The 26,482-nt window shown below is 66.4% G+C and carries 28 protein-coding genes; 14 read left to right on the top strand and 14 right to left on the bottom strand.

Annotated features, from left to right (window positions below; translation table 11 throughout):
• The first annotated feature begins 154 nt into the window (after positions 1-154).
• A complete protein-coding gene (locus CEY05_RS20970) occupies positions 155-745 on the top strand; it encodes a TetR/AcrR family transcriptional regulator (protein ID WP_088597395.1) in 591 nt (196 codons plus the stop codon).
• A 51-nt stretch (positions 746-796) separates the two neighbouring features.
• Here CEY05_RS20970 and CEY05_RS20965 read toward each other — a convergent pair whose 3' ends face one another.
• A complete protein-coding gene (locus CEY05_RS20965) occupies positions 797-1,789 on the bottom strand; it encodes a tripartite tricarboxylate transporter substrate binding protein (RefSeq protein ID WP_088597396.1) in 993 nt (330 codons plus the stop codon).
• An 85-nt stretch (positions 1,790-1,874) separates the two neighbouring features.
• On the bottom strand, positions 1,875-3,203 hold the full coding sequence (locus CEY05_RS20960) for an LLM class flavin-dependent oxidoreductase (protein ID WP_088597397.1): 1,329 nt from the start codon (positions 3,201-3,203) through the stop codon (positions 1,875-1,877).
• Positions 3,204-3,405: 202 nt separating this feature from the next.
• Here CEY05_RS20960 and CEY05_RS20955 point away from each other — a divergent pair, with 202 nt between their 5' ends.
• Entirely contained in the window at positions 3,406-4,395 is a 990-nt protein-coding gene (locus tag CEY05_RS20955; RefSeq protein ID WP_088597398.1) for a quinone oxidoreductase, read from the top strand.
• Between the two features lie 60 nt (positions 4,396-4,455).
• Here the strand turns inward: CEY05_RS20955 and CEY05_RS20950 are convergent, their stop codons facing one another.
• A complete protein-coding gene (locus CEY05_RS20950) occupies positions 4,456-6,135 on the bottom strand; it encodes a nuclease-related domain-containing DEAD/DEAH box helicase (RefSeq protein ID WP_233161627.1) in 1,680 nt (559 codons plus the stop codon).
• An 80-nt stretch (positions 6,136-6,215) separates the two neighbouring features.
• Between CEY05_RS20950 and CEY05_RS20945 the strand changes: the two genes are divergently transcribed.
• Positions 6,216-7,145 (top strand): helix-turn-helix transcriptional regulator, encoded by a 930-nt coding sequence (locus CEY05_RS20945; protein ID WP_088597399.1) that lies wholly within the window; start codon positions 6,216-6,218, stop codon positions 7,143-7,145.
• Positions 7,146-7,267: 122 nt separating this feature from the next.
• Positions 7,268-7,972 (top strand): fumarylacetoacetate hydrolase family protein, encoded by a 705-nt coding sequence (locus CEY05_RS20940; protein ID WP_088597400.1) that lies wholly within the window; start codon positions 7,268-7,270, stop codon positions 7,970-7,972.
• Positions 7,973-8,086: 114 nt separating this feature from the next.
• On the opposite strand, the gene CEY05_RS20935 is transcribed toward CEY05_RS20940, so the two are convergent.
• On the bottom strand, positions 8,087-9,610 hold the full coding sequence (locus CEY05_RS20935) for a serine hydrolase (protein ID WP_233161626.1): 1,524 nt from the start codon (positions 9,608-9,610) through the stop codon (positions 8,087-8,089).
• Positions 9,611-9,905: 295 nt separating this feature from the next.
• On the opposite strand from CEY05_RS20935, the gene CEY05_RS20930 reads away from it, so the two are divergent.
• From CEY05_RS20930 to CEY05_RS20900, 8 genes are all read left to right on the top strand, one after another.
• The gene (locus tag CEY05_RS20930) at positions 9,906-10,352 is read left to right on the top strand and encodes an SRPBCC family protein (RefSeq protein ID WP_088597401.1); all 447 of its coding nucleotides are present in this window, start codon (positions 9,906-9,908) and stop codon (positions 10,350-10,352) included.
• Between the two features lie 122 nt (positions 10,353-10,474).
• The gene (locus CEY05_RS20925; RefSeq protein ID WP_088597402.1) at positions 10,475-10,771 is read left to right on the top strand and encodes a YXWGXW repeat-containing protein; all 297 of its coding nucleotides are present in this window, start codon (positions 10,475-10,477) and stop codon (positions 10,769-10,771) included.
• A gap of 31 nt (positions 10,772-10,802) precedes the next feature.
• On the top strand, positions 10,803-10,907 hold the full coding sequence (locus CEY05_RS31280; RefSeq protein ID WP_158219387.1) for a lipoprotein: 105 nt from the start codon (positions 10,803-10,805) through the stop codon (positions 10,905-10,907).
• Between the two features lie 93 nt (positions 10,908-11,000).
• Entirely contained in the window at positions 11,001-11,576 is a 576-nt protein-coding gene (locus tag CEY05_RS20920; RefSeq protein ID WP_233161656.1) for an RNA polymerase sigma factor, read from the top strand.
• The gene (locus CEY05_RS20915) at positions 11,573-12,181 is read left to right on the top strand and encodes a hypothetical protein (protein ID WP_088597403.1); all 609 of its coding nucleotides are present in this window, start codon (positions 11,573-11,575) and stop codon (positions 12,179-12,181) included. The genes CEY05_RS20920 and CEY05_RS20915 overlap by 4 nt, the downstream gene beginning before the upstream one ends.
• A complete protein-coding gene (locus CEY05_RS20910) occupies positions 12,178-12,666 on the top strand; it encodes a periplasmic heavy metal sensor (RefSeq protein ID WP_088597404.1) in 489 nt (162 codons plus the stop codon). Before CEY05_RS20915 ends, CEY05_RS20910 begins: the two co-directional genes overlap by 4 nt.
• A 27-nt stretch (positions 12,667-12,693) precedes the next feature.
• Entirely contained in the window at positions 12,694-14,124 is a 1,431-nt protein-coding gene (locus tag CEY05_RS20905; protein ID WP_233161625.1) for a DUF1800 family protein, read from the top strand.
• A gap of 5 nt (positions 14,125-14,129) precedes the next feature.
• Positions 14,130-15,287, top strand: coding sequence for a DUF1501 domain-containing protein (locus CEY05_RS20900; protein WP_088597405.1), 1,158 nt, complete (start codon positions 14,130-14,132; stop codon positions 15,285-15,287).
• Between the two features lie 179 nt (positions 15,288-15,466).
• On the opposite strand, the gene CEY05_RS20895 is transcribed toward CEY05_RS20900, so the two are convergent.
• From CEY05_RS20895 to CEY05_RS20850, 10 genes are all read right to left on the bottom strand, one after another.
• Positions 15,467-16,039 carry a DUF2846 domain-containing protein gene (locus CEY05_RS20895; RefSeq protein ID WP_088597406.1) on the bottom strand — a complete coding sequence of 191 codons (573 nt, stop codon included), beginning with the start codon at positions 16,037-16,039 and terminating at the stop codon, positions 15,467-15,469.
• 384 nt (positions 16,040-16,423) lie between these two features.
• Positions 16,424-17,521: a hypothetical protein gene (locus CEY05_RS20890; protein ID WP_088597407.1), complete on the bottom strand. Its 1,098-nt coding sequence runs from the start codon at positions 17,519-17,521 to the stop codon at positions 16,424-16,426.
• Positions 17,522-17,599: 78 nt separating this feature from the next.
• Complete coding sequence (locus tag CEY05_RS20885) at positions 17,600-18,394, bottom strand: SDR family NAD(P)-dependent oxidoreductase (protein ID WP_088597408.1); 795 nt, start codon at positions 18,392-18,394, stop codon at positions 17,600-17,602.
• 29 nt (positions 18,395-18,423) lie between these two features.
• Positions 18,424-19,179, bottom strand: coding sequence for an SDR family NAD(P)-dependent oxidoreductase (locus CEY05_RS20880; protein ID WP_088597409.1), 756 nt, complete (start codon positions 19,177-19,179; stop codon positions 18,424-18,426).
• A 10-nt stretch (positions 19,180-19,189) separates the two neighbouring features.
• Entirely contained in the window at positions 19,190-19,624 is a 435-nt protein-coding gene (locus tag CEY05_RS20875; protein WP_088597410.1) for an ester cyclase, read from the bottom strand.
• A gap of 117 nt (positions 19,625-19,741) precedes the next feature.
• A complete protein-coding gene (locus tag CEY05_RS20870; protein ID WP_088597411.1) occupies positions 19,742-20,722 on the bottom strand; it encodes a tripartite tricarboxylate transporter substrate binding protein in 981 nt (326 codons plus the stop codon).
• A gap of 121 nt (positions 20,723-20,843) precedes the next feature.
• On the bottom strand, positions 20,844-21,350 hold the full coding sequence (locus CEY05_RS20865; RefSeq protein WP_088597412.1) for a 2,4'-dihydroxyacetophenone dioxygenase family protein: 507 nt from the start codon (positions 21,348-21,350) through the stop codon (positions 20,844-20,846).
• A gap of 103 nt (positions 21,351-21,453) precedes the next feature.
• Positions 21,454-22,551, bottom strand: a complete 1,098-nt coding sequence (locus CEY05_RS20860; protein WP_088597413.1) for a substrate-binding domain-containing protein — start codon at positions 22,549-22,551, stop codon at positions 21,454-21,456.
• Positions 22,552-22,651: 100 nt separating this feature from the next.
• On the bottom strand, positions 22,652-23,200 hold the full coding sequence (locus CEY05_RS20855) for a VOC family protein (protein ID WP_088597414.1): 549 nt from the start codon (positions 23,198-23,200) through the stop codon (positions 22,652-22,654).
• Positions 23,201-23,372: 172 nt separating this feature from the next.
• Positions 23,373-24,389 (bottom strand): helix-turn-helix domain-containing protein, encoded by a 1,017-nt coding sequence (locus tag CEY05_RS20850; RefSeq protein WP_088597415.1) that lies wholly within the window; start codon positions 24,387-24,389, stop codon positions 23,373-23,375.
• A gap of 330 nt (positions 24,390-24,719) precedes the next feature.
• On the opposite strand from CEY05_RS20850, the gene CEY05_RS20845 reads away from it, so the two are divergent.
• Positions 24,720-25,238 carry a sigma-70 family RNA polymerase sigma factor gene (locus tag CEY05_RS20845; protein ID WP_088597723.1) on the top strand — a complete coding sequence of 173 codons (519 nt, stop codon included), beginning with the start codon at positions 24,720-24,722 and terminating at the stop codon, positions 25,236-25,238.
• 70 nt (positions 25,239-25,308) lie between these two features.
• Positions 25,309-26,370 (top strand): FecR domain-containing protein, encoded by a 1,062-nt coding sequence (locus tag CEY05_RS20840; RefSeq protein WP_088597416.1) that lies wholly within the window; start codon positions 25,309-25,311, stop codon positions 26,368-26,370.
• Positions 26,371-26,482: the final 112 nt, after the last annotated feature.

The following is a 26,482-nucleotide window of genomic DNA, read 5'->3' as shown; positions in this document are numbered from 1 at the left end:
AAAACTTGTTTTCCAGCGGCGGTCCGAGTAGATTCACACGAACCGACCGACCGGTCGGTTGGATGGAATCTTAGACCCTTTCTCACGAAAGTCCACCCCTGGGATATTCCCTTATCATCCCCCCTCCACTTTATGGACGACAGGATCGAACACCATGACAGCGCGGGATCCCGGGCGTTACGACCAGATCATCGATGAGGCGCGGCGCCTGTTCGCGCGCCATGGCTACCAGGGCACGTCGTTGAACATGATCGCGGCCGAGGTGGGGATATCGAAGTCGGCGCTGTACCACCACTTTCCGGACAAGGAGACGCTGTACCGCAGCCTGGTGGCGTCCGGCATGGAGACCTTGTTCAATCGGGTGCACACGGCGATGCAGGACGAAGGCGCCGACCCCGCGCAACGCCTGCGGGCTTTCATGCGTGCGTCGATCGCGTATTACGAGGAATGCCACGACAGCTGGGTATCGGGCTCCTTGTTGTTCTGGTCCACCGACAGCGAGGCGCATCGCGCCTTGGTGGTGAAGTGGCGCGACGCCTACGAGGGGCTGTTGAAGGCAGCCGTGCGTGACGGCATTGCCGCGGGCCTGTTCAAGCCGGATACCGATGTCAGCCTGGCGGCCAAGTTCCTGCTGTCGTCGTTGAACCAGCTGTCGCGCTGGTATCGCCCTGACGGCGAGAAAACCGCGCAGGAAATCATGGACTGCTTCGTCGGCATGTTCCTGCACGGCATAGAAAAAGCCTGAGGCGGCTGCTGACCGCGCTCAGGCCCGATCTGCTGCAATGGCGCGCGCTTATCAGTCCACCGTGGCGCCGGACGCCTTGACGGCCGCGCCCCAGCGGACGATGTCCTTGTCCATGAAGGCCTGGTATTCCTTCGGCTTCATCACCATGGGCTCGACTCCCAGGCTGGCGAGTTGCGCCTTGACGTCGGGCGAGGCCAGGATTTCCTGCACCGCTTCGTTCATGCGCGTGGTGATATCGGCGGGCAAGCCGGCCGGGCCGAGCAGGCCGTACCAGGGCTTGGCGTCCACGCCCTGGACGCCGGTCTCCGCCAGCGTGGGTACATCGGGCAAGGCCGCCGATCGCTTGGAACCGGTCACCGCCAGCACTTTCAGATTGCCGGCCTTGACCTGCTGCATGATGGGCAAGGGGTTCTCGAATGCCAGGGGCACCTGGCCGCCGACCAGGTCGTTCAGCAGCGGACCCGAGCCCTTGTAGGGGATATGCTGGATCTTCTGCTTGGTGGCGACGTTGAACATCTCGCCGATGATGTGTTGCGGCGTGCCCGAGCCGGCCGAACCGAAGGACAGGTCGCCCGTCTTGGCCTTGGCGATCACGTCCTGGATGGAGTTCAAGCCGGATTTCGTATTCACCGCCACCACGAAGTTGGTGTCGGCCAAGGGCGATACAGCGGTGAAGTCCTTGCCGGGACGATAGGGCAGCGTCTTGTAGAGGGTGCCGGCAATCACGATGGGACCGCTGGCCGCCAGCAGGAAGGTGTAGCCGTCCGGCTTGGCCTTGGCGACATAGGCAGTACCGATATTGCCGCCCGCGCCGGCGCGGTTTTCGACGACGATGGCCTGGCCGAACTTGGCCTGCAGGCGCGGCGCCAACAGCCGCGCCAGGATGTCCGTCGTGCCGCCCGGTGCATAGGGCGAAACGATGGTGATCGGGTGGTCAGGCCACGTATCCTTGGCCTGCACGACGGGGACGGCAGCGAGGGTGCCTGCGGCGGTCACGGCGAACAGCGCCGCGAGGCGACGGGTAAGGGTAGGGGTCAGGCTCATTCGGTTGTCTCCTCAATCTTTTGTTGTGGTGACGCCGAGAGTACTGAAAGGATGAGCCGCTGCGAGGCCGTGTTTACCCTTAGGTTCAGCCCCGCTTAAGGTGTGCGGGTCGCGCCAGGCCCAGATGCTCGCGCAGCGTACTTCCCTCGTATTCCTTGCGGAACAGGCCGCGCCGGCGCAGTTCGGGCAGCACCAGTTCGATGAAGTCGTCCAGGCCGCCGGGAAGGGTCGGCGCCATGATGTTGAAGCCGTCCGCGCCTTCCTCTTCGAACCATTGTTCCATGCGGTCCGCGATGGTCCGCGGTGTTCCCACTACCTGATGATGGGCGCGCGCGCCCGCCACGCGCAGATAGAGTTCGCGGATGCTGAGCTTGTCGCGCCGGGCCAGGTCGACCAGCAATTGCTGGCGGCTCTTGCCGGCGTTGGTCTCCGGAAGTTCGGGCAAAGGCCCGTCCACCGGATACTTCGACAGATCGAAGCCGTTCAGCAAGGTCGCCAGAAACTGCACGCCGACGGCGGGATGGATCAGGTCTTGCAGTTGCGCGAATTTCGCGTCGGCTTCGGCCTGGGTGCGGCCCACCAAAGGAGAGATGCCCGGCAGGATCTTGATGCTGTCCGGATCGCGCCCAAGTAGCCGCGCGCGTTGCTTGATGTCGCGGTAGAAGGACTGCGCTTCATCGAGCGTCTGATGCGCCACGAAGATGACTTCAGCCGTGCGCGCGGCCAGGTCGCGGCCCGCGGGCGAGGCGCCGGCCTGCACGACGACGGGCCGGCCTTGCGGCGAGCGCGCCACGTTCAACGGCCCGCGCACCTGGAAGTGTTCGCCGCGATGTTGCAGCAGGTGCAGTTTGTCCGGCTCGAAATAGATTCCGCTGGCGCGGTCGCGCACGAAGGCGTCGTCTTCCCAGCTGTCCCACAGGCCCAGCACGACCTCGTGGAACTCGGACGCGCGGGCATAACGACTGGCGTGCTCCATGTGCTCGTCCACATTGAAGTTCTGCGCCTCGCCCTGGCCGTTGGACGTCACCAGGTTCCAGCCGGAGCGGCCACCGCTGATGTGGTCCAGCGACGCGAACTTGCGTGCCACGTGGTAAGGCTCGTTATAGGTGGTGGAGACCGTGCCGATGAGGCCGATGCGTGCGGTGACGGCCGCCAGGGCCGACAGCAGGGTCAGCGGTTCGAAATGATCGCTGCGCGCGGTGCGTGACAGGGAGGGTATGTCGCGGTTGCGCACGCCGACGGCGTCCGCCAGGAAGATGGCATCGAATTTCGCGGCCTCGGCGCGCTGGGCAAGGGCCACGTAATGGCGAAAGTTGACGGCCGCGTCGGCTTGCGCAGCGGGATGGCGCCAGCCGGCGATATGGTGCCCGGTCTGCATCAGGAAGGCGCCGAGCTTGAGTTGGCGGGATGGCATGGTGGGGTCTCCTGCTGGGTGGAAATTGTCCTTCTGTCCCAGCAGGGTGCGAATGCGTTCCTTGCGGCGCGCAGGCGTGCGTCCGGGGGGCCGGCTTCACCGGCCGGAGGTAAACTGCCCGCTTCGGTTGTGGTGTTGATTTTGATTCTGGCGTTGGCTACCGCTTCCATGCGAAGCACCGGGGACAGGTATGACACGAACGATGCGGGCGATCACCATAGAAAGCTACGGCGGACCGGAGGTCGTGCGGGTGCGCGACGATGCGCCCGTGCCGGTGGCGGGTGAAGGTGAAATCCTGGTGCAGGTGGCCTGCGCCGGCGTGAACTTCATGGACATCCACACCCGGCAGGGCAAGTACGCGCAGTCGCTTACCTATCCCGTGCGCATCCCCTGCACATTGGGGATGGAAGGGGCCGGCGTGGTCGTGGCCACCGGCAAAGGGGTCAAGCATCCGGCGGTGGGCCAGCGCGTGGCCTGGTGCGTCGCCTGGGGCAGCTTCGCCGAATACGCCGCCATCCCCGCAAGGCTGGCCGCGGTGCTGCCGGACGCCATCGCGTTCGACACCGCGGCGTCGGCCATGTTCCAGGGCTGCACCGCGCACTACCTGCTGCATGACGTGGCGGCGTTGGCTGCTGGCGCAAGCTGCCTGGTGCATGCGGCGTCGGGTAGCATCGGCCAGCTTCTGATCCAGATGGCCAAGCGCATGGGCGTCACCGTCTATGCCACCGCGAGCACGGAAGACAAGCGCGCCGTGGCATTGGCGCGTGGCGCCGATGTCGCCATGCCTTATGACGACGGTGCGTTCGCGGACCGGGTGCGGGCATTGACGGCGAAACGTGGCGTCGACGTGGTGTTCGATTCGCTGGGCAAGGCGACGTTACGCGACAGCATGCGGGCAACGCGCAAGCGCGGGCTGGTCATCAACTACGGCAATGTGTCGGGATCGGTGAAGGACCTGGACCCTTACGAACTGGGCGAGGCCGGGTCGCTGTTCCTGACGCGGCCGCGCCTGGCGGATCACATGGCCGATGCCGCGACGGTGCAGCGTCGCGCCGATGATGTCTTCGGCGCGATCCTCGAAGGCAGCCTGCACATCGAGATCACGGATCGCTACGCTTTCAACGAGATCGCCCTGGGCCATGCGCGCATCGAAGCGCGTGAGCAGGTGGGCAAGGCCGTCGCCTGGATCTGAGGCGGACGGCAGGGCGGGGCCGCCCACGGCAACGCCCGCGCGCTGCCGCGGGCGTCGATGCTAGACGCCCGTCTTTTGCCGCAGCAGCGCGGCGGCCGGTTCCGTGGCGATCAGGATCAGCTTCAGCGTGGCTCGCGTGGCGCCGACGAACAGCTTGCGGATCGCCCGCTCGTCCAGCGTTTCGAAGTCGATCTCGGTGAAGATCACGGCGGGAATCGACTGGCCCTTGAAGCGGTAGACCGATTCGGCCAGGACGTCGCCATTCGAGTAGACCGGCAGCCCCAGCAAGTCGTATTGGCCGGTGAAGCGGCGCAAGCCGTGCGGGCCCAGCCGGTCATGCGCCAGCACGCGGGAACGCTGGTGGCCGTGGTAGCTGATGACGGCGATGTCGTCCGCGCGAAAACCGTCCGAATAGCATTTGCGTATGCCTTGCTTGACCGCCTGCAGCAGGCTTTCCTCGTCGTGATACGACAGTACCTCCACATCGCTGTCGGTGATGGGCGCCTGCGCGTCGATGCGCACGTCGTCCGGCAGGATGGCCTGCAGCAGGTTCACCACGGGGCGCGGGCTGCGAAAATTGCTCTGCGCGCGCAGCCTGACCCAGCCCGGCATTTCCGGCGGCAGATGGCCGTAGAGGTTTTGCATGGGATCTTCCAGCCAGACCACGCGCGCGTCCGGCTTGGCCAGCCGCAGCACCATGCCGCCCCAGCGGGCGTTGAAGTCCTGCCCTTCGTCGACGATGACGGTGTCGAACATGAAATCGGCCGGCACGGCCAGGGCCTCGGCATCGTCGACCAGGCGCTCGAAGGCCTTGGGCTGCGCAAAGTCCGGGCTGCGGCCGACGTGCCGCAGCAGGCGGTCGCACAGCAGATGGAAGGAGACCGCCAGGCCGCCCTCGGGCGCGATGCGGTTGAAATGGTCGGCCAAGGGGCGGTTGAAGCACACGTACAGGGGACGCTTGCCTTGCTCGACGGCGTCGCGGTACTCGGCCAGCGCCAGCTGGGTCTTGCCTGAACCCGCGGTGCCGGTGACGCGCAGGCGATAGGGCGTGATGTCCAGCTGGCGGGCCCAATGGGCCAGCCCGCCGGCCAGGCGGGTAACCCAGGCGCGGGCCTGGCCGATCAGCGCGCTGACGTCGGTTTCCAGGCGGATGATGTCGCGCAGGAAATGATCGACCTGGGCGCGGCGGGGCGACGGTTCGCCCGGCGGCAGGATGTCGCGGATGACGCCGGCCAGCATGTCGCGCCGGCTGGCGTCGACGATGCGTTCCGGCGACAGGCCGGCGGTGGTGGGCGCCAGTACGCGGTGATCCGGGCAATACAGCAGATAGTCCAGGCCCACGTCCGCGCCGTTCAGGCTGCGGGCCAGCTTGGCGCGCAGGGTGTCGGCGGTCAGCGCCATCTGCACCGGCAGCAGTTGCGCCTTGCCCGCATGGCGCTTGGCCAGGCCTTCGGCGGTTTCATCCAGCGCGCCGGCCTTCTGCTCGATGACCAGCAGGTCGCCCGCCCGGTTGACCACCACGAAGTCGATCTCGCCATGGATGGCATGGCGGCCTTCGATATTGGTCCAATGGATGGCGTGATAGACGGTGTAGTCGTCCGATAGCGCCTTCTTCAAGCGGGCCAGCGTTTCCAGCTCGCGCTGGGCCGGGCCGCTGCGTTGGAGGTTTTCCCATCCGTCTGGAATGATGTGCGCCACGAAAGCTCCTGTAGGCTGGTCTGCCTCGATGGTACCGGCCATGATGGTACCGATTTTGCCTGGGGACCGGTTTTGGGTCTAATAGCTTGCCAAGATTCTTTCGCCGAGTTCTTTCCTTCTCCATGAGCGTCGATCCCGCCGCCGGCTCCGGGGCAACGTCCCGTGCCGGTCTCGTCCGTACTTACGCGATGCGCGAACGCAGCGATCGCGCGGATTTCTATATCCGCGCCCAGGACGTGCGGCGCCCGCTGGAAGAGATGCATCGGCATGATTACTTCCAGATCCAGGTCAACCTGGGCGGCGATACGGTCCAGCAGATCAGCGGCGTGACCCGGCCTTTCCTCAAGGGGATGCTGGCCTTCATCCTACCGCATCGCATGCACCGGATACCGCATCCTGAAGGGGGCCGCTTCATGGTGGTCAATTTCTCCCAGCAGTTCCTGCGTCCGGGGCTGGATTGCGATCCCCTGGACCTGGAGGACGTGCCGCTGAACGAAGTGCCCGAGCTGGCGCCGTTCCGTTTCCAGGAATTTCTCGACTACCAGGTGCCGGAGGGCGATCTGGACGCCCTGGTGGCCTTGCTGGAACGCATGCGGCAGGCGGATCAGGAGCGGATGTTCGGCTCCGCCGAGGTTTTGCGCGGCTACCTGCTGCAACTGATCGGCGAGGTGTGCTTGCGCCATGGCGCCGCGCTGCAGGCCCAGGCGCGCCGCGACGCGCCCCGCAGCGGGCGGCGCGATGCCCTGGCGCGGGTGCGGGCGCACATCGAGCAACAGCTGAGCAGCGCGGACCTGTCCTTGAACAGCGCGGCGGCGGCCGCCTATCTGTCGCCCAGCTATCTGGCCCATCTGCTGCGCAAAGAGCTGGACCGGACTTTTACGGACCTGGTGCTGGAACGGCGGATGAACCGTGCCAGGTCGCTGCTGCTGACCAGCGACAAGCGGGTGGCGGAGGTGGCGCATGCCTGCGGCTTTGCCGACGAAGCGTATTTTTCGCGGCGGTTTCGCCAGCAGGCGGGGGTGTCGCCGCGGGAGTTCCGGCGCCAGGGGTAGACGCGGGCCACGGGCTTCGATTTGCATGGAATCTTCCAAATCCTCGGCAAGCCTGTCCAAGTTTCAGGGCGAATAGGCATTTAGACTATGGGTCCTCACCTGGAGTCTGGAGCAAGCCACAAATGTCTTCCTACGTCATCACCCCGGCCGAGCAGGCCTCGCTGGCCGTCGCCGGCAGCGACAAGCGCTTCCCCGTCCGCCGCGTCTACTGCGTGGGCCGTAACTACGCCGAGCACGCCCGCGAAATGGGCCATGACCCGGACCGCGATCCGCCGTTCTTCTTCAGCAAGCCTGCCGACGCCATCGTGCCGGCCGAAGGCACCATCGAATACCCGCCCCAGACCGACGATTTCCACTATGAGATCGAATTGATCGTCGCCATCGGCAAGGGCGGCAAGAACATTCCGGTCGCCCAGGCGCTGGAGCACGTGTGGGGCTATAGCGTCGGTATCGACCTGACCCGCCGTGACTTGCAGGCCACGGCCAAGAAAATGGGCCGTCCGTGGGAATGGGCCAAGGGTTTCGACGTGTCCGGCCCGTCCACGCCCCTGAAGCCGGCCTCTGAAGTCGGCCATCCTTCGACCGGCCGCATCTGGCTGAGCGTGAACGGCGACGTGCGCCAGCAGGGTGACCTGTCGGAACTGATCTGGTCCGTGCCTGAAGTCATTTCCTACATTTCCGAATCGATGGCCTTGCAGCCGGGCGACCTGATCTTCACGGGTACCCCGGCCGGCGTGGGCGCCATCCGCCCGGGCGATGTGGTGACCGGCGGCGTGGACGGTGTCGGTTCCTTCGAAATGAAGGTAGGCGCCAAGCCCACGAAGTAATGATGGAGGAGCCCTCGGACGAGGGCGCCATCATCGTTTGCACCACGGCGGATGGCGACGCCCGCGTGCGCCCGGGGCGGATGACGCGCCGGCATGCAGGGGCCGTCCGCCGCCTCAACGCCGCACGAAAGTGCCCAGGCCATTGGTGTCGAGCAATTCCACCATCAGCGCCGCCGCGGTTTCCCCGTCCTCGAATTTGAAGTCGATGGCGGATACGGAACCCTCTTCGTAGTTCTCGCCGTGCATGTCGATCACGTAACGGTCTCCGTCCCAGTGGCGCATGGCAAAACGCATGGCCTTGGGACCGAGCACCAGTTCCAGCCCCGACTGCCCCTCCACGACATGGGCGTCGCCGAAATAGGGGTTACCGTAGGCTCCCTGGTAGGCGCCCGGTGCGCGGCTGGGCGCGGCATTCTCGGGCGGCTGCCGGTCCACCAGCGTGCCAGCCCGTTCGGCATAGGGTGCGAACAGCGGCTGGTAAGCGGCGAACCAGTCACGGCTGATGCGGCCGAACTGGACCAGCTCCATGAATTCCGCGATCAGGGCCTCGGCGGCGCCTATCGGGGCGGCATTGGTCAGCACGACGATGCCGACGCGGGCCGAGGGTATGACCGCGAAGGCCGTGCCCGCGCCCAGGCCGAACGCGCCGGAATGATTGAAATCGGTCCGGCCGGATGCCTGCACATTGACGTTGAAGCCGTAGCCATAGGTGTCGGCACGCGCGTTGGGGCTGGTGGCCGCCCGTGACACGATCCGCGGCGTGATCGCCGGCAGCAGCGCCGCCGCCGGAATGAAGGGCGCGCCCCGCAGGGCGCCGTTCTCGATCAGCACGGCCAGCCATTTCGCCATGTCATTGACGCTGGAGCTGACCCCGCCAGCGGGCGATTGCGCGTCGGGCTGGCGCTGGTACCGGGGCACGTATGCGCCGTCGTGCCTGATGTGGCCGTGGGCGCGATTGCCGCGCTTCATGAAGTCGGCATGGCGGGAACTGGTGCGATCCATCTGCAGCGGCCGGTACAGTACTTTCTCCGACAACGTCGCCCAATCGACGCCGGCGGCGGTAGCGACCGCTTCGGCGGCGGCCGTCACGCCGAAGTTGGTGTATTGGTAGGTCGAGCGGAAGGGGTGCAGCGGCAGGTAGCGCAGGCGCTCCAGGATCTGCGCGCGGTCGTAGCCGAGTTCTTCGAGGTCGTCGCCGCCGTGATCGGGCAGCCCGGAGCGATGGGCGTAGAGGTCGGCCAGGGTCAATTGGGTGGAGACCCAGGCGTCGGATAATTTGAACCAGGGTAGATATTGCGTGACGCGATCGTTCCACGCCACGCGCTGGGCGCCGACCTCGTGCGCGACCACGGTGGCGCCGATCGACTTCGACACGGAGGCCAGCTGGAACACGGTGTCTTCGTTCACCTCGGCGCTGTGCTTGTCCTGGTTGTTGCATACGCCGTAGCCCTGGGCGAAGACCTTCTGGTTTTCCAGCACCACGGCCACTGCCATGCCGGGAATGCCGGTACGTTCGCGCAGGGCCCGCGCCAGTTCGTCGAGCTTGCCTGTCGCGGCGGCGACCTGCCCGGGCGGAATGGCGACGCCCGGGATTTCATTGGGCATGGGGGCGGGCACGGGAGTGCTGGAGTTGGTCATGCGGGCTCTCGTTGTGGATGCGACGGGGAGGAAGGGCGCGGGGGGCAGGGGCGCCGCAGTACAGCCCTGGCGACGGGCCGTGGCGATGAATCGTTGCAATGAGTCGTAGCAAAATACGGGGTACGAGCCGGGCCGCACAATGGCTTTTGGATTGGAAGAAGGACTACTCCCGGCAGGTATCCACCCAGGGACGTGGCGGCCACGGCATCCGCGAAATCAGTGGCCGGGTGGATGTCGAAACGAAGGTGCTTCGTTCGTCGTACAGTACCAACCACCACATGAGAGGCAAATCATCATGGCTACCGGTACTGTTCGACTCCATCGTGTCCTGCGCTGCCCGCCCGATCGTATCTATCGTGCTTTCCTCGATGCCGCGGCGATGGCGAAATGGCTGCCGCCTTATGGTTTCACCTGCGAGGTCCAGCAGATGGACGCCAAGGTGGGAGGCAGCTATCGCATGTCCTTCCGCAATTTCCGCAGCGGCAGTGTGCACGGCTTCGGAGGGGTGTTCACCGAGTTGGTCCCCAATGAAAAGATCTGCTACACGGATCGTTTTGACGACCCCAATCTGCCGGGGGAGATCCTGGCCACCATCACGCTGAAGGCGGTCAGCACGGGGACCGAATTGCACATCGTGCAAGAAGGCTTGCCCGAGGTGATCCCCGTGGAAGCCTGCTACCTTGGCTGGCAGGAATCCCTGCTGCAACTGGCCCAATTGGTCGAGCCTGAAATTCCCGATTGAGGCATACGGCCGGACGGGGTGCCCGGCAATTTTTTATTTCATTTCTCCCCGACGGATTTCCATCCCTTCCCCCGTTCAAGAAGAAACGGCGCATGTAGCGCCGGCGAACTCGGGAGGCAAGCATGAAATCCGTAACGTTGCTGAAATTCTTCGCGGCGGCCGCTGTCGCCACGGCGGCGACGTCCGCCTGTGCCCAGGTCATCATCGCGCCCATGGCGCCGCCCCCACCGCGCGTGGAAGTCGTGCCCGCGCCCCGGGCAGGGTACGTCTGGGATAACGGCCATTGGCGCTGGGACCACGGACGCTATGTCTGGGTCGGCGGTTACTGGCGGCCAGTGCGCCCCGGCCGGGGCTGGGTGCCCGGGCATTGGCAGGCGCGCGGCCCCAACTGGCATTGGATACCGGGCCACTGGGCTTGATCCTGCACCAGACACCAGGAGTTTCCTCATGATGAAACGCATTTTGATGTTGGCGCTGGTCGCCGCGACCTTGAGCGGCTGCGTGGTGGTCCCTGCGCGGCCCGTGCATGTCCGGCCTGCCGTCGTCGTATATTGAACCGAGAACGTGGGCTCCTTCGCTGCGGGGGCCTGGCGGTGTCAGATCCGTAGCGTATGAACAGGAGTACGGCCGCCTGATGCATGCCCATACATCTTGGAAGCGCGCGCCTTGACCTTCGACCCCGATGCCGAGTTGATCGCTCGTGTCGGCCGGCAGGACGCGGCCGCCGTGCGCGAATTGGTGGAGCGTAAGTTGCCGCGGCTGCTGGCGCTGGCCACCCGGATGCTGGGTGACAGGATGGAGGCCGAGGACGTCGCGCAGGAAGCGTTCGTACGCATCTGGCAGCAGGCGCCACGCTGGCGTACGGGCGAAGCGAAATTCGATACGTGGCTGCATCGCGTGGCCCTGAACCTGTGCTACGACCGCTTGCGCGGCGGGCGTGAGGACGCCATGGCCGAACCGCCCGAGGATGCCGATCCACGTCCGGGCCCCGCCGACCATCTTGCGGGACGCGATCGGGATGAAGGGGTCAGGACAGCGCTGGCCGCGCTGGCGCCGCGCCAGCGTGAAGCGGTGATCCTGACCTATTACCAGGAACTGTCGAACATAGAGGCCGCGGCCGCCATGGACATCAGCGTGGATGCGTTGGAAAGCCTGCTCGCGCGGGCCCGGCGCAGTCTGCGCGAGCAACTGGCGACTGTCGATACCGGGAGAGCGGGGCCATGACACCAGATCGATTTCGTACCATCGTGGACGCTTACGGCGCCGAGCCACGGCGTTGGCCCGCAACGGAGCGGGACGCTGCACAGGCCTGGGTCGCCGCCCATCCCGCCGAGGCGGACGCGATACTCGCCGCCGCGGCGCCGCTGGACGCGTGGCTCTCGCAGGACGTGACGGCCGCACCGGACACAGCATTGTTCGACCGCGTGCTGGCCAGCGCCGCGTGCCTTGCGCCCGCAGCGCAGGCCCCGCAAGCCCCGCAAGCCCCGCAAGCCCCGCAAGCCCCGCAAGCCCCGCAGGCCACGCAGGCCACGCAGGCCGCGCAAGGTGCGCAAGCCACGCAAGGTGCGCAAGCCGCGCAAGCCGCATCGGCCACGCCCGCCGCGCAGGCTGGCCGGTCCAGTCCGCGCTCCAAGCGGCCGCTGGGTTGGCGGCGGGGGCGGGTCTGGTGGTCCAGCGTGGTCTTGGCTGGTGCCGGCCTGGCGGGCGGTTACGCGGGTGCCCTCGCGGTGTCCTTGTCCATGGTGACGACGACGCTGCCGTCGGCCCATGACGAACCTTGGATGACCACCGGCTTCGGTGCCCCGGTCGCCGATTGGAGTGAAGAATGAACGGACGCGTCTGGAAAATTGCCCTGGTCGGGTCGCTGGTGTTGAACGCATTTCTGGTGGGCGGTCTGGCGGGCGGTGCGTATCAGTGGTTCACGGCGCAGCGGATGCATGTGGCCGCCCCGGCGCCGCACGTGGCCTTGCGCTTCGCCACTGAGGGTTTGTCGGCGCAACGCCAGGCGCAATTCCTCGAAGCGCTGCGGACCGCTCGGCGTGACAACCGGGAATATGCACGCGAAGGCCGCGTGGCGCGCCGCGAGGTGCTGGCATTGCTGGCCGCACCGCAGCTCGATGGCGCGGCCCTGGATGCGGCCCTGGCGCGCACGCGTGCCGTCGACACCGCGCTGCGCGCTGCCGTCGAAAACGGCGTGGCCGGTTTCGCGGCAACGCTGACGCCGGAGGAACGCAAGGTCTTCGCCGACGGCCTGCGCGAACGCGGGCAATGGCGCGAACCGCCAGCCCCCGCCCGCGCGGCGCAAGGCAAGTAGGCAGGCCAAACGTTGGAGGATCGCGCCATGGGCACGACGATGGATACACGCACCGCCGCCGCTATCGCATTGAATCGATACGGCCTGGGCGCGCGCCCTGACGAGGCGCCGCCGGACAATCCCAAGGCCAGCCTTCTGGCCCAGTTCGATCGCTACGACCCATGCCCCGCCGCCTGGGCCGGCCAGCCCGGCTCGGCCGCACTGGCCGCGAACCTGACGCAACTGCAGCAGGCAGCCAGGGCGGCCAAAGGGGAGAAGGCGGACCGATCGGACGCCGACGAATCCGCTGCGCGGAAGGCCTTGCGCGCGACCATCCGCGATACGTACTGGAGCGCCGTCGACGCGCGCGTGCAAAGCGCCCTGGTCACTCCGACGCCTTTCGTCGAACGCCTGGTGCACTTCTGGGCCAACCATTTCGCCCTGTCCACCGACAAGGGCCCCGGCGTCGCCATGCTGGCGGGCGCTTTCGAGACCGAGGCGATCAGGCCGCATGTGCTGGGGCGCTTCGAAGACATGCTGGTGGCCGTCGAACGCCACCCGGCCATGCAGCTGTTCCTGGACCAGCCCGGCTCGGTCGGGCCGGACAGCAAGGCCGTGCAGCGCGCCGAGCAGCGCAACCCCTCCCAGCGCCGCGGGCTGAATGAAAACCTGGCGCGCGAAATCATGGAATTGCACACGCTGGGCGCGCGCAGCGGCTACACGCAAACCGACGTCACCGAGTTCGCGCGGGCCTTGACGGGCTGGAGCATCGTCGGGCCCAAGGGGCAGCGGGCAGGACAGGACCGCAACGCGGAACCAGGCAGCTTCGTATTCCGGCCGGGGGTGCACGAGCCCGGCACGCGCACCATACTGGGCCGCCGCTACGACCAGCAGGGCGAAGCCCAGGCGCGCGCGGTGTTGACCGACCTGGCCGCGGCGCCGGCCACGGCGCACCACCTGGCGGGCAAGTTGGCGCGGCATTTCATCGCCGACACACCCCCGCCCGCGGTCGTCGAGCACCTGGCCCAGGCCTACCTGCGTGGCAACGGCGAACTGGTGCAGGTCTATCGCGCACTGCTCGACCTGCCGCAGGCCTGGTCGCCAGCGCCGGCGAAATTCAAGACCCCTTGGGAATGGCTGATCTCATCGCTGCGCGGCCTGGGCTACCAGGCGGTGGCCAAGCCGCGCGCCGCGCCCACGCTGGCACAGTTGGGGCAAGCCGTGTGGCGTCCCGGTTCACCGGCCGGCTATGACGACGTCGCCGCCAGCTGGGCCGCCCCTGATGCACTGGTGCGGCGCGTCGAGTTGGCGCAGCGGCTGGCTGCGCGCCAGGGCGATCGTGTGGATCCCCAGGCCCTGGGCCGGACCTTGCTGGCGGGCACGCTGAGTCCGGCCACGGCCGCCGCGGTCGGCCGTGCCGAAAGCGTGCAGACGGCCGTCGCGCTATTGCTCGTCGCGCCCGATTTTCAACGGAGGTAAAGACCATGGCCACTCGCCGCCATTTTCTCGGGCTTGCCGGCACGCTGGCGGGTTCGCTCATCGCCGCGCCGCGCATCGTCTTCGCCAACGTCGAGACCGAACGCCGTTTCGTTTTCGTCATCCAGCGCGGTGCCGCCGATGGCTTGAACATCGTCGTGCCTTATGCGGATCCCGCCTATGCCGGCCTGCGCGGCAGCCTGGCGATCGATAGCCAGGCCGCGACGCGCCTGAACGGCACCTTCGCCTTGCACCCCGCGTTGGCGCGCACCGCGGCCCTGTATGCCGCGCGCCAGGCCCTGTTCGTCCACGCCGTTGCGTCGCCGTATCGGGACCGCTCGCATTTCGACGGCCAGAACGTCCTGGAAACCGGCGGCGCCACGCCCAATCAATTGCGCGACGGCTGGCTCAACCGCCTGGTCGGCATGCTGCCCAAGTCGCGCGAAAACGCCATCGCGTTCGCGCCCGTCATTCCCTTGGCCCTGCGTGGCGCGGTCCAGGTGGCGTCCTATGCACCGTCGTCCTTGCCGCCGGCGCCGGACGATCTGCTGACCAGGGTGTCGGCGCTTTATGCGGACGACGCCCAATTAGGGCCTTTGTGGAACGAAGCGATGAGAACGCGCGGGCTGGCGGGTGAGGCCGGTGCGCGCCAGGATCCCGCCCATGTGGGGCAGCTTGCCGCGCAGTTCCTGGGCCGGGACGATGGGCCTCGCATCGCCATGATAGAAACGGGCGGTTGGGATACCCATACCGCGCAGAACGCGCGGCTGGCTAATCAGTTGAAGGGCCTGGACACGATGCTGGCGGCCCTGCGTGACGGGTTGGGTGCGCACTGGCGCACGACGACGGTGCTGGTGGCGACCGAGTTTGGCCGTACCGCCGCTGCTAACGGGACCGGGGGTACCGACCACGGGCAGGGTTCGGTGGCGATGGTGCTGGGCGGCGCGGTCGCGGGCGGGCAGGTGGTGGCCGATTGGCCGGGACTGGCGGCGGGGGATCTGTATGAAGGACGCGACCTGAAGCCGACCGCATCACTGGATGCGCTCATCGCCCATGTAGCCGCCGGCGCCCTCGATCTGGATCCGCAACAAGCGGCCAGGACACTGTTCGGCACAGCCGGTGAACAACGATGGAGGGGCGCTTCCATCGTGAGTCGATCTATCTGACCGCGCAACTGGCGGCCCGATGACGCCCCCATCGGCCGGATAGGTTTGCCAGGCCACGCGGCCGGCATGGGGGCGATGGGGCATTCCCCATCATCATTAGTCCCTTCGCCAAGCGGCGCAGCCGGGACGGGGGGATGGGGGGCCCCATCATCAAACAATCTCTTTGCAAGAAAGAGTTCTTATTGAACCGTGGGCACCGGGATGGACTGCACCTGGGTGGACTGTCCCGTGGGCACCTGGGAGGGATCCAGCGGTGCCGCATAGTTCTTGGACCTCACCCTGGGCGTGGGAGCGGTGGTCTGCTTGATGTTACGACGCTCGCGCGATGCCGCGCCGTGATAGCTCATCGTCGCCAGCTCCGCCTCGGCCTTGTCCTTGCCTTCCTCGTTATAGGTCAGCTTCAAGCCGCCCTTGTTCACGCGGACGTAACGCGTTTCGCCGGCGGCCAGTTGCAGCATTAGCGGAGGCCCCTCGTTGAACTGGATGGTGATGCTGAACAGACCAGCCGGGCGATTCACGAAGAAGAAGTTGCCAGGCTCTGTACGACCCGTTTTCCAGCCGTTGACCAATACATACGGACTGCCCGTCGTCGGATCGCCCGCGCTGGAGGGCTGATAGATGTAGATGCGGCCCAGGCCCGGCGGCAGCGTGGCGTATCTGTCTTCGGTCTGGTCGTAGCTGGGCCTGGCGCAGGCGGCCAGCATTGCGGTGGTCACGGCAAGGATGGCGATCAGTCCCGATCGGCGATTCATGATGATGCTTGCTCCTGAAGCGATGAAAACGGCAGACGAAGGATGGATAAAAGGCGAGCTAAAAATCGCTTACATTTAAGCATATTGTGAAAGAAAGCGAAAATAAGCGTCCTTCGCCCCTGTCATGCCCGCTGGAGCGGGATAGGTGGCAGTCGGCCACCATGAGTTGCATCGCCGGCCCTGACGCAGCCGCGCACCGTAGAAGTACACATGATCCAGGTCGCGCGCGAAGACGCTGGTATCGATCAAGGGATCCTGGGACGTGTCGCGATAATTCAGGCGCAGTTCCTGGACGATCTCGAAGGACCGCGGCTGTTTGCTGCGTATGGTCTTGCCGGTGATGTAGTAGCCGTGCCACGCGTCCCTGGCATAGCGCAGGTTGAGTTACCGTGCGGCGGCGTCGTGTGGCGATTCCTGCCCGGACTGCTGCTGGCCGGTCGGCCAGTCCTGCGATGGCGATGCGCTGGGATAGAAGATCAGGCGCAACACCGACAAGACCAGCAGCGCCAGGATGATCATCATGCGCGCGGTGAGCTTGAAGCGGGCGCGCGGCAAGCGGACCTTGGGGGCGGCAGGGCGCTTGAAGCCGGGAGCGTGATAGGCCTGTGACCAGGCCTGCAGGATGTGATTGGGCATGCGCAGGCTCAGCCAGTAGCCGTAGTGGCTCATCAGCGTATCCATGGCGAAGAAGTGCTGCGTCAACAGCGCCACCGTGGGCACCGGATGCGCCAGGGCGGCATCGATGGCCGCGAGCTGCCGGGCGCGTTCCTGATCGGCCTGGCCCCGCCATAGCAGCGATTCGCCGCAGGCCTGCACGATCCATGATGCGATCCAGCGATCCGCCAACTGGCCGCAATCGTCGGTGTCCCAATGGAAACAGGCAACGGCCGCTTCGAACAGGCCCACGCGCTGCCAGGGATCGAGCGCCAGGACGCTGGCGATGCGCGCTTCGAGAGCCTGCTGCGCGGCCGGCGCCGCCAGGCGTTCGTCACGCAGCGCCTGCGCCAGCACGACGTCGAAATCGGGCGCCGCGGGGTTCATGGAAGCGGCCAGGGGGCGCTGGGTTGGCAATTGCATGGACAAGTGCGTGGGCAGGACCTTGAGCCGATCCAGCCACTCGTCCAGCACTGCGTCAATGGCCACCGGGGATGCGTCGGTCGCCGCGGCGGGCGACACAGGTGGCTGTGCCGCCAGGGCCGCGCGGTCTATGTCCGCCACCTGGGCCGCGCCGTCCTCGGCCCCCAGTCCATGCTCGCGCGCCCACGCCAGCGCCGCTTCATACGCGGCGCGCAGGTTGCCGAAAGCCTCGCCCTGGCTATCCTGGTCGATCTGCTTGAGCGCGTGCGTATACGCGCGCTCGACCGCATCGGTGTCCGCCCCCGGCGCAAGCGACAGCCGGGTATAGGCGTTCTGGATCTGCTGCGGCAACGCGGACATCAAGGCGGGACTGGCAGCGGTCCCCACGTTGCTTCCGAAACTCATGATATTCCAAATTCTACGTGTTTATTTCTCAATGTAACGCAGATTGGAATCATACCCTGTCGCGCGGCCGTCAAATCGTCAAATTGAGGCGCCTCCGTCGACCATCAGCAACGTTCCGGTTACATAGGCGGCATCGTCCGAGGCCAGGAACAGGGCCGCGCGTGCCACGTCCCAGCAGGTACCCTGCCGCCCCATCGGGCATTTGGCGTCCCGTTCCCGCATGACATCGGCGAAGCGGTCCGGCGTCAGGTGGCGGTACAGGGTACGCACGTGCGGCGTGTCCAGATAGCCTGGCACCACCACATTGCAGCGGATCTGCTGGGGCGCGTATTGGCGGGCGATGATGCGCGAGACGTGGTTGAGGGCGGCTTTCGACGAGTTGTACGCCAGGTAGGGCACGCCGGCGTAGCGCAGGCTGGCGGTGGACGAGACATTGATGATGCTGCCGCCGCCATGGCGTTCCATCAGCGGGATGGCTTCCTTGCACGCCAGGAAGACGCTCTTCAGATTGACGTCGTGCACGCGGTCCCAGGCCTCTTCGGGCGTGTCCACGGGGCCGCCCAGATACTCGATGCCGACGTTGTTGTGCAGGATGTCCAGGCGATCCCAGCGCTGGGCGGCGGCGCCGATCACGCGCTTGACGTCGTCGTGGCGGCTGACGTCGGCCTGCAGGGCGTGGGCTTCGCCGCCCTCGGCGCGGATCATGGCCGCGGTGGCCTCGGCGGCTTCCAGGTGCTGGTCCGCGACGATGACGCGCGCGCCCTCCCGGGCATAGGTAAGTGCGACGGCCTGGCCGTTGCTGATGCCGGCCTCGGGCGCGGACGCGCCGCCGCCCATCACCACGGCGGTCTTGTCTCGTAGACGGTGGTTCATGAGGTTCCTTGCTGAGATGATTGCGCTCTCTAGGGGCGGAGGTAGGCGCCGCCGTTGACGTCCAGCGTGATGCCGGTGACATAGGCGGCCAGTTCACTGGCCAGGTACAGGCAGGCACCGGCGATATCGCCGGGCTGGCCCACCCGCCGCAGCGGGAAGCCCTTGGCCTTGTCGTGCTTGTAGTCGTCGGACGTGCCGCCGCGCGAGAAGTCCGTGAGGATCAGGCCGGGCGCGACGCCGTTGGCGCGGATGTTGTCCGGCCCCAGTTCCAGCGCCATGGCGCGCACCAGGCCAAGAATGCCCGCCTTGGCCGCGCAATAATGGCTGCCGCCGAAGACGCCGCCCCCTTGCAGGGCGGACAGCGAACTGATGCACGTGATGCTGCCGCCGCCACGCGCCTTCAGATGCGGGATGACGGCCTGCGACATGTGCAGCACGCCGCGCAGATTGGTATCCAGCACGCGCGCGTAGTCCTCGTCGCTGACCTCCATGATCCCGCGCTTTTGCGTGATGCCCGCGTTGTTGACCAGGATGTCGATGCCGCCATGGCGGCGCGCGACTTCATCCACGGCCGCCTGGCAGTCGGCGCGGTTGGTGACGTCGCAGACCAGGCCCAGATGTCCAGGGCCAAGCTCGGCGGCGGCCTGGCGGGTTTCCTCCGCATCCAGGTCGAGGATGGCCACGCGCGCGCCGTGTTCGGCAAACATCCTGGCCGTGGCCAGCCCGATGCCGCGGCGCCGCGCGGCGCCCGTGATGATGGCGACCTTGTCTTGCAGCAGCTTCATGCGTGCTCCTTCAAAGCAGTTTCAAGGCGATCAGCTTGGCGTCGACCGACGTGTAGGGCCGCTCGCAGATGATCTTGTCGCTGTCGGGAGCGAACTCGAAGCTGGCGGCCATGCGCACGCGAAACGTGCGGCCGGTCGGCTCGAAGCGCTGTCCGCGCGCGATCAACGGCCCCAGATGGGTACCCTGCAACCAGAATTCGACCAGCACGGAGTCGCCCGTGGCGGCGATGCAGATGATGTCGTTGATGAGGTCCGGAAACGCGGCGCGCGACGATTCGAAATAGCCCATGACGTCGTCGGTGCCGTCATAGACAGCGCCGCTGCCGTGCATTTCGTAGCGTGGGTGGGCGAAGGTGTCGAGCACCCCGTCCCAATCCTGGACGCATTCCAGCGCCATGTGCCGCCGCACCACTTCGATGCGGGCTTCCTGCAAAGATACGGTCATGGAAATTCCTCTTCCTGTCGTTTTGGCCAGGCGTGGCGAACCCTCGCCACGCCGGCGTCTGAATCGGTTTGCGAAATGCGGCGCGCGTACCGTGCCGGCCGCCGCGCCGCGCTGGCATCACTGCATCTGGATATGCGCCTCGTCGGCGATCTGTTTCCAGCTGGCGTAGTCGCGCACCAGGATGTCGTGCTGTTTGGCGCTGGGGACGAAGCCGGGCTCTATCCCCAAAGAAAGCAGGCGCTGCTGGATGGACGGTTCCTGCAGCGCCGCGGCCAGCGTGTCGGACAGCTTCTTCAGCACGGGGGCCGGCAGGCCGGCGGGCCCATACATCACCCAGGTAAGCGGACGGTCGAAATCGATGCCCTGGTCGACGTAGCCGCGCACCTTGGGCAGGCTGGGCGAAGGCTTGGTACACAAGGCCAGTGCCTTGAGCTTGCCGCCCTGGACTTGCGGCACGGCGGTCGCCATGTCGACGAAGCCCACCGGGATCTGGCCGCCGATCAAGCCCGTGATCACCTCGGTGGTGCCGCGATAGGGCACGTGCTCCAGGCGCAAGCCGGACTTCAGCGCCAGGATCTCGCCACAGAAATTGCCGGTGGAAGCGGGGCCCCAGCTGCCGTACTGCAGCGACTGCTTGCGCTTGGCCTGCAGGGCCTTGAGTTCCTTGATGTCGTTGGCGGGGAAATCGTTGGCGGCCAGCATCACGATGGGCGAGTTGCCGATGCCGCCGATGGGCACGAAGTCCTTCAGTGGGTTGTATTGCACGCTGGGGTTGGTGATGGGGGCCAGCAGGTGCGTGGTCATGCCACCGATGGTGATGGTGTAGCCGTCGGGCTTGGCGCGGGCCACGTATTGGGTGCCGATGACGCCGCCCGCGCCGGGTCGGTTCTCGACGATGAGCGGTTGGCCCAGTTGCTTGCCGAAGTATTCCGCCAGCACGCGGCCCAGCACGTCACCGCCGCCGCCCGCGGCGAAGGGCAGGACCAGCGTGATGGGATGGGTGGGATAGTCATCCGCGCGGGCGGACAGGGGCAGGATGGCCAGGCCGGCGCTCAGCGCCAGCGCGGCCAACAGGGATCTGCGCAGGGATCCAGGCATGGGGGTGTCTCCTCGTTCATTGTTATGACTGCTATGACTTCGATGACTGCTGCGTTCGGGCGATGGCCAGATGTTGTGGAAACGTTTACGCAGCAGGGTAAAAAAAGGGCGGGTCGGCGCGTCAGTCGCGGCTGAATTCGGCGCCGCCCTTGGGACGGATGTAGCGGGGGACAGGCAGGCCGGCCTTGCGCGCGGATTCCAGGATGGCATCCTCGATGAAGCCGGCGTCACGGATGCCGACGAATTCGTCGTCGATGAAATTGATGTTGGCGCCGAAGACCACCATGAAGCCTTCCGCGGCCTGCTTGGCGTCTTCGGGCACACAGAAGGTATGCACCGAGCCGCCCGGTTCGAACAGGTAGCTGCCGGCTTTTTGCACGTCCTGGGGGTATTCGAGGTAATGCCATTCGCCCTTGGTGGTGTAGAAGTGCACGACACCGGTATGGAAGTGGGTGGGCAGGCGCGTACCCGGTTCGAATTTGCCGTACAGCACCCAGACGCCGTTCTCGCGGTCGAGGAACAGGGGGATGATGGTCGAGCCGGGGGCGGAGCCGGGCAGCGCGATACCGTCATCGATGTTGACGGACAGCAGGCGGTCCTGTTGCGTGGTGGGAGTGGGGTTGGGCATCGTGTCTCCTGTTTATGGGTGTGGGTCCTGATGGACTTCGAGCGGCGCTTCTATGAACGCTTCGATGAATGTTTCGATGGATGCGCAGGCGTGGGCGTGCGAGTCAAGTCCGTGTCTTCGAAGTACGGCCGGCCTTGGCCTTGGCCGTGGGCGTGTGCGCAGGCGCGCTGGCGGACGCGCTCAGCGGCGCGCACGAATCGCGCAGCATCAGTTCGGTGGTGATCAGCACGCGTTCGGGCGCGGGCCGGGGCGCGGCGCCGTCCAGCTGCTTCAGCAGCAGTTCGGCCGCCACCGTGCCGACGGCGCCCAGGTTCCAGGTAAGGGTGGTGATGTTGGGGCTGACCAGCAGCGAGATGTCGCTATCGCCCACGCCCACCATGCTGACGTCGTCCGGTATGCTGCGTCCGCTATGGCGTATCGCCTGCAGCACGCCGGCCATGATGCGCGTGCCCAGGCAGACGAAGGCCGTGGGCGAAGTCGGGGCGGACAGCAGCGCCAGGGCTTCGCTGAAGGCAAACTCCATCGCCGAGCGTTCCATGCGCACCAGGTCGGAACCGGGTGTCAGGCCCATCTGGGTGTAGGCATCGCGGAATCCGGCGATACGTTCGCGGCCCGGCCGCAGGTTCGCGCCGGGGGTGAACAGCGCGATACGGCGGTGGCCCAGATTCAGCAGGTATTGCGTGGCCTTGAGCGCACCATGGTAGTGGTCCACGTGGACGCCGGCGCAGTCGGGGCCGAAGTCGCGATCCAGCGCCACGATGGGTATGTCGCCGGCCAGTTTGCTGAGCGTTTCCGGCGACTCGGTTTCGCAGGCGCCCAGGATCAGGCCATCCACGCGCCGGCCGCGGAACACGTCTATGAGCGAGCGCTCCTTGGCCTGGCGGTTGTGCGTGCTCGCCACCACCAGGGAATAGCCGGCTGCCTGGAAGGCGGTTTCGGCGGCGGTGATGATCGCTGCATACAAGGGATTGGACAGGTCCGAGACCAGGATGCCCACCACGCCCGTGCTGCGGGTGCGCATGCTGCGCGCGACGCCGTCGGGCGCGTAACCCAGCTGGCGCGCGGCCTTGGCCACCAGGGCGATGGTTTCATCGCTGACGCGGCCGGTGCGATTGAGCGCGCGTGAAGCAGTGCCGATGGAAACACCGGCCTGGCGGGCGACGTCGCGGATGGTGGCGCGGGGCTTGGGAGGGTGGGGCATGGTGTGCTTGGGTCGATACGTTGGTGCGTGTATTGTGCTGCGGTCTTGGCAACGGCGCATGGGCCCTGGACGGTGGGCCCATAGGCCTGTTGTCGACCGCCTATTTCGCCGGGCTGCCAGTCGCGGTCAGGCGGCGGACGGCATCGCGGCCGTCCCAGGCTTCGCTGGCGGCGCGCACGCGTTGGAAGTGCTCGCCCTTGCCGCCGGTCAGTTCGGAAATCTCGATCATGGCACTGGGCAGACCCGGGTGGACGAAGTAGCCGAAGCGGCCGCGGGTGCCCATGCGGCCGCCGTGGCCTTCGACGTAGCCCAGGCCGAGCAGGGTGGCCACGTGTTCGTCATAGCGGTCCAGCGTCCAATAGGCGACATGCTGGGCCACCTCGCCGGACTGCAGCAGGGTGTCGCGGTACAAGGAGGGGGCCTCGTCGCGCTGCTGGATCAATTCCAGCTGCAAGTCGCCCGAGTTGGCCAGCGCGATCGATAGCGCGGGTGGCGCCGACGTGTCGCCGTAGTAACGGAACTCGGTGGTGCCGACGTCTTCCTTGTAGAACCAGGGGCCGACGCCCAGCCGGGCCCACTGCGCCATGGCCTTTTCGATGTCCTTGACGACGTAGCCGACCTGGCGCGCCGCGCCCAGCAGAAAACTCATCGATGTCTCCAGTCTTGTTTTGCGTAAACGTTTCCGCAATTCTAGGCGACAACCGGGACTGGGATGCATCATGGTTTGTACTTAGACGCGAAGCAAGGAACAGCAAAAGGCCCGCAACAAATTTATTTGTTGCGGGCTTATCCCTTCTTGAAGCCGGTGCGAAGCGTCCACACTACCCGTTCGAAAAGACCGCCATCCAGTGGCGGGGGCGATGGGCGCGGGCAACTTTTTCTGCCTCGGCGGCGGCGCGGAATTCGCGTGGGGACAACGCGAAGGCGCGCCGGAACGCATGGTTGAAAGCCGCGGCGCTCTGGAAGCCCAGGCTGTACGCCACTTCGCTGACGGGCCGGCCCGGCTGGCTGGACAGCGTCGCGGCCGCCATGCGCAGGCGCCTGCCCCGGATATAGGCAGCCAGCCCGCCTTCATGTTCGAACAGCCGGTACAAGGTCGGCCGCGACATCTCCGACGCTTCGAGCACCATCTCCGGCGTAAGTTGCGGCGCGTGAAGATGGGTCTCGATGTACCGGCGCACATGGCCGAACAGGGCGGTGCGCTGCACCACCCGCACGTCGCCGCAGAAACCGCTGGTCCTGCCGAACGCCGCCAGGATCAACAACGCGCAATCGCGGATGGCGGAGTAGGCCTGCTCGGTATCCATGGACGGCAATGCCCGCCACAAGGCCAGCAACTGCGCCGGAATCAGCGCCGCCTCCGGCGCATCGAACTCAAGCAGGCGCCCATGCAGCGCGTCACCATCCGGTATCACGGACTGCACCAGATAGCGCGGCACGAACATCAGCAATACGCGGCACTTGGCGCGGTCCAGCCGCGAAATCTGATTGCTGTCCATCGCCACGATGCCTGGCCGCCGCTGCTCGAAGCGGCCGCGCGGACCGAGCGCACATTCGGCACGCATCTCGCCTTCCAGCAGGACATGGAACACGAAGTAATTCAGCGGGTCGGTCGAGATGCGCGCGATCGTGCGGTCCTGCCGCATGGGATCGGCGTCGCTGCGCGAGACGGCAAGATCGCCTACCCGCCACGCATCGACAGTCCCGGCAAACCCCTCGGCGATCCCCGCCCGCGTGACCGGCAGGTCAACCAGCGCGCTGAGCCGGTCGCGCCAATACAGCAGCTGATCGGCACGTGCATGGGACAACGTCGTGTAGTGCGTGCGAAGGTGTTCCATGGCGACGCCGGGGGGCTCCGTAGGACAGGTAAATGGACGATGAGGCAGCCGCCGCTGAAAAAGTGCCTACGACAGGCCGCGCATGGGCCACCGGTGTGTCGGCCACCATCGTGGAAGCGGTCGGGCGATTCTTTCAGGTTCCCAGGCAATAGGCGAGGTGCGCCGCCCAGACGGCGCCGCCAGTGACGCAAGCCTGCAACACCCCGGTTGACAAGCGGTGGCCGCAAGTTCTTAAATAAGAACGATTTTTATTCATTCGCTTTCAGCTGGCTAACCCCGACCGTCGTCGCCGCGGTTGCAGGTGGTAGTGGCTTGATCAAGAGGCAGCTCGTGAATTCCCCGGCAATTTGCCTACCCACCACCGTGGCCACGCTCTACAGCGACCATCATTCCTGGCTCAAGGGCTGGCTGCAGCGCCGCCTGGGCAATGCCGAGCAGGCCGCCGACCTGGCCCATGACACTTTCATTCGCCTGCTCAGCAGCGAACGGGTGCCGGTGGCGCTGAAGGAGCCGCGCGCCTTCCTGACCACTGTGGCGCAGCACCTGGTGTCCAACCACTGGCGCCGCGAGAAGCTGGAAAAGGCTTACCTGGACGTGCTGGCGCAGGCGCCGGAAGCGTATGCGCAGTCGCCCGAGGACCGCGCCATCCTGCTGGAAATGCTGGTCGAGCTGGATCGCCTTCTGGACGGCCTGCCGGCCATCGTGCGCCATGCCTTCCTGCTGTCCCAACTGGACGGCCAGACCCATGCGGAAGTAGCGGCCGCCCTGGACATTTCCATTCCCACGGTGAAGCGGTATATCGTCAAGGCACTGCAACGGTGTTACTTTGCCGATCTTTCCGTGGCATGAATCTCGCACTGCCCGCATAACCTGCACAAGCCGCGAGTCCGCCCCGGCGTCTTCCTCCGCATAAAGGGCTATGTCCGCATCTCCCTGGTACAGCACCACCGCCGATGCCGCGGGCATTGCGCCCGAGGTGGCCGAGCGCGCGGTGCAATGGCTGCTGGAATTGCAGGCGCCGGACGTCACGCCCGCGACGGTGGCCGCATGGCGCGCGTGGCGCGCCGAAGATTCCCGCCATGAATTGGCCTGGCAGCGCATCGAATCGGTGAACGGCCGGCTGACGCATCTGGCCAGTCCGCACAATGCCGCCATCGCGCGCGCGGCGCTGGCGCCGTCGCGCCAGCACGAGGGGGCGGGCCGGCGCCATGCGCTCAAGGCGGTGCTGTTGCTGGCCGGTGCCGGCGGCGTGGCCTGGAGCGCGCGTGAATACGTACCCTGGCGGGCCTGGACGGCCGACTACCGCACCGCGGTGGGCGAACGGCGCACGCTGGTGCTGGCCGACGGCAGCGAGCTGATCCTGAATACCGATAGCGCGGTCGATGTGCGCTTCGACGATGCACAGCGCCTGGTGCGGCTGCTGGCCGGCGAGATCCTGGTGCGCACCGCCAATGCCTGGTCGAGCACGCCGCCGTTCGTGGTCGAGACCGCGCAAGGGACGACGCTGGCCATGGGCCCACGTTACGCCGTGCGGCTGGAAGACGGCGCGACCGATGTCAGCGTGCTCCTGGGCGCCGTGCGCATCCAGCCGGCGCGGTCGGCGGCGCACGCGCGGGTGGTGCCGGCGGGTCATCGCGTGCGTTACAGCACTACCGCGGTGACGGGCGATGTCCCCGTCGACGATACGGCCGTGGCCTGGAGCGAGGGCTATATCGTCGCCCGCAGCATGCGCCTGGGGGATTTCATCGACGAGCTGGCGCGCTACAGCATGGATCCGCTGTCCTGTGATCCCGACATCGCCGACCTGCGCGTGTCGGGTTCCTTTCCGGTGGCCGACATCGGGCGGGTGCTTGATACCTTGAGCATGACGTTGGGCGTGCGCATCAAGACGCGGACGCGCTTCTGGGGCGCGCGCTCCGTGCGGCTGGTGGCGGGGCCGACGCCGCCTGGCGCGCCATCCGGCGCGGCGCTGAAGAGCTAGGGCTGGTGTACGGGCGCTCGGCCCTCGACACCCCTGTTACAAAATAATCGATGCCTTCCTGATCCCTTTTTCCATTTCGCGGGTCATGGCAGATGAGAACGCGGTTTTTCAT

This window comes from Achromobacter sp. HZ34 (assembly GCF_002209485.1).
In the GTDB taxonomy this organism is placed as follows: domain Bacteria; phylum Pseudomonadota; class Gammaproteobacteria; order Burkholderiales; family Burkholderiaceae_B; genus Bordetella_C.
The sequence above is the reverse complement of the archived record's forward strand: the minus strand, read 5'-3'. Positions and strand labels throughout refer to the sequence as shown.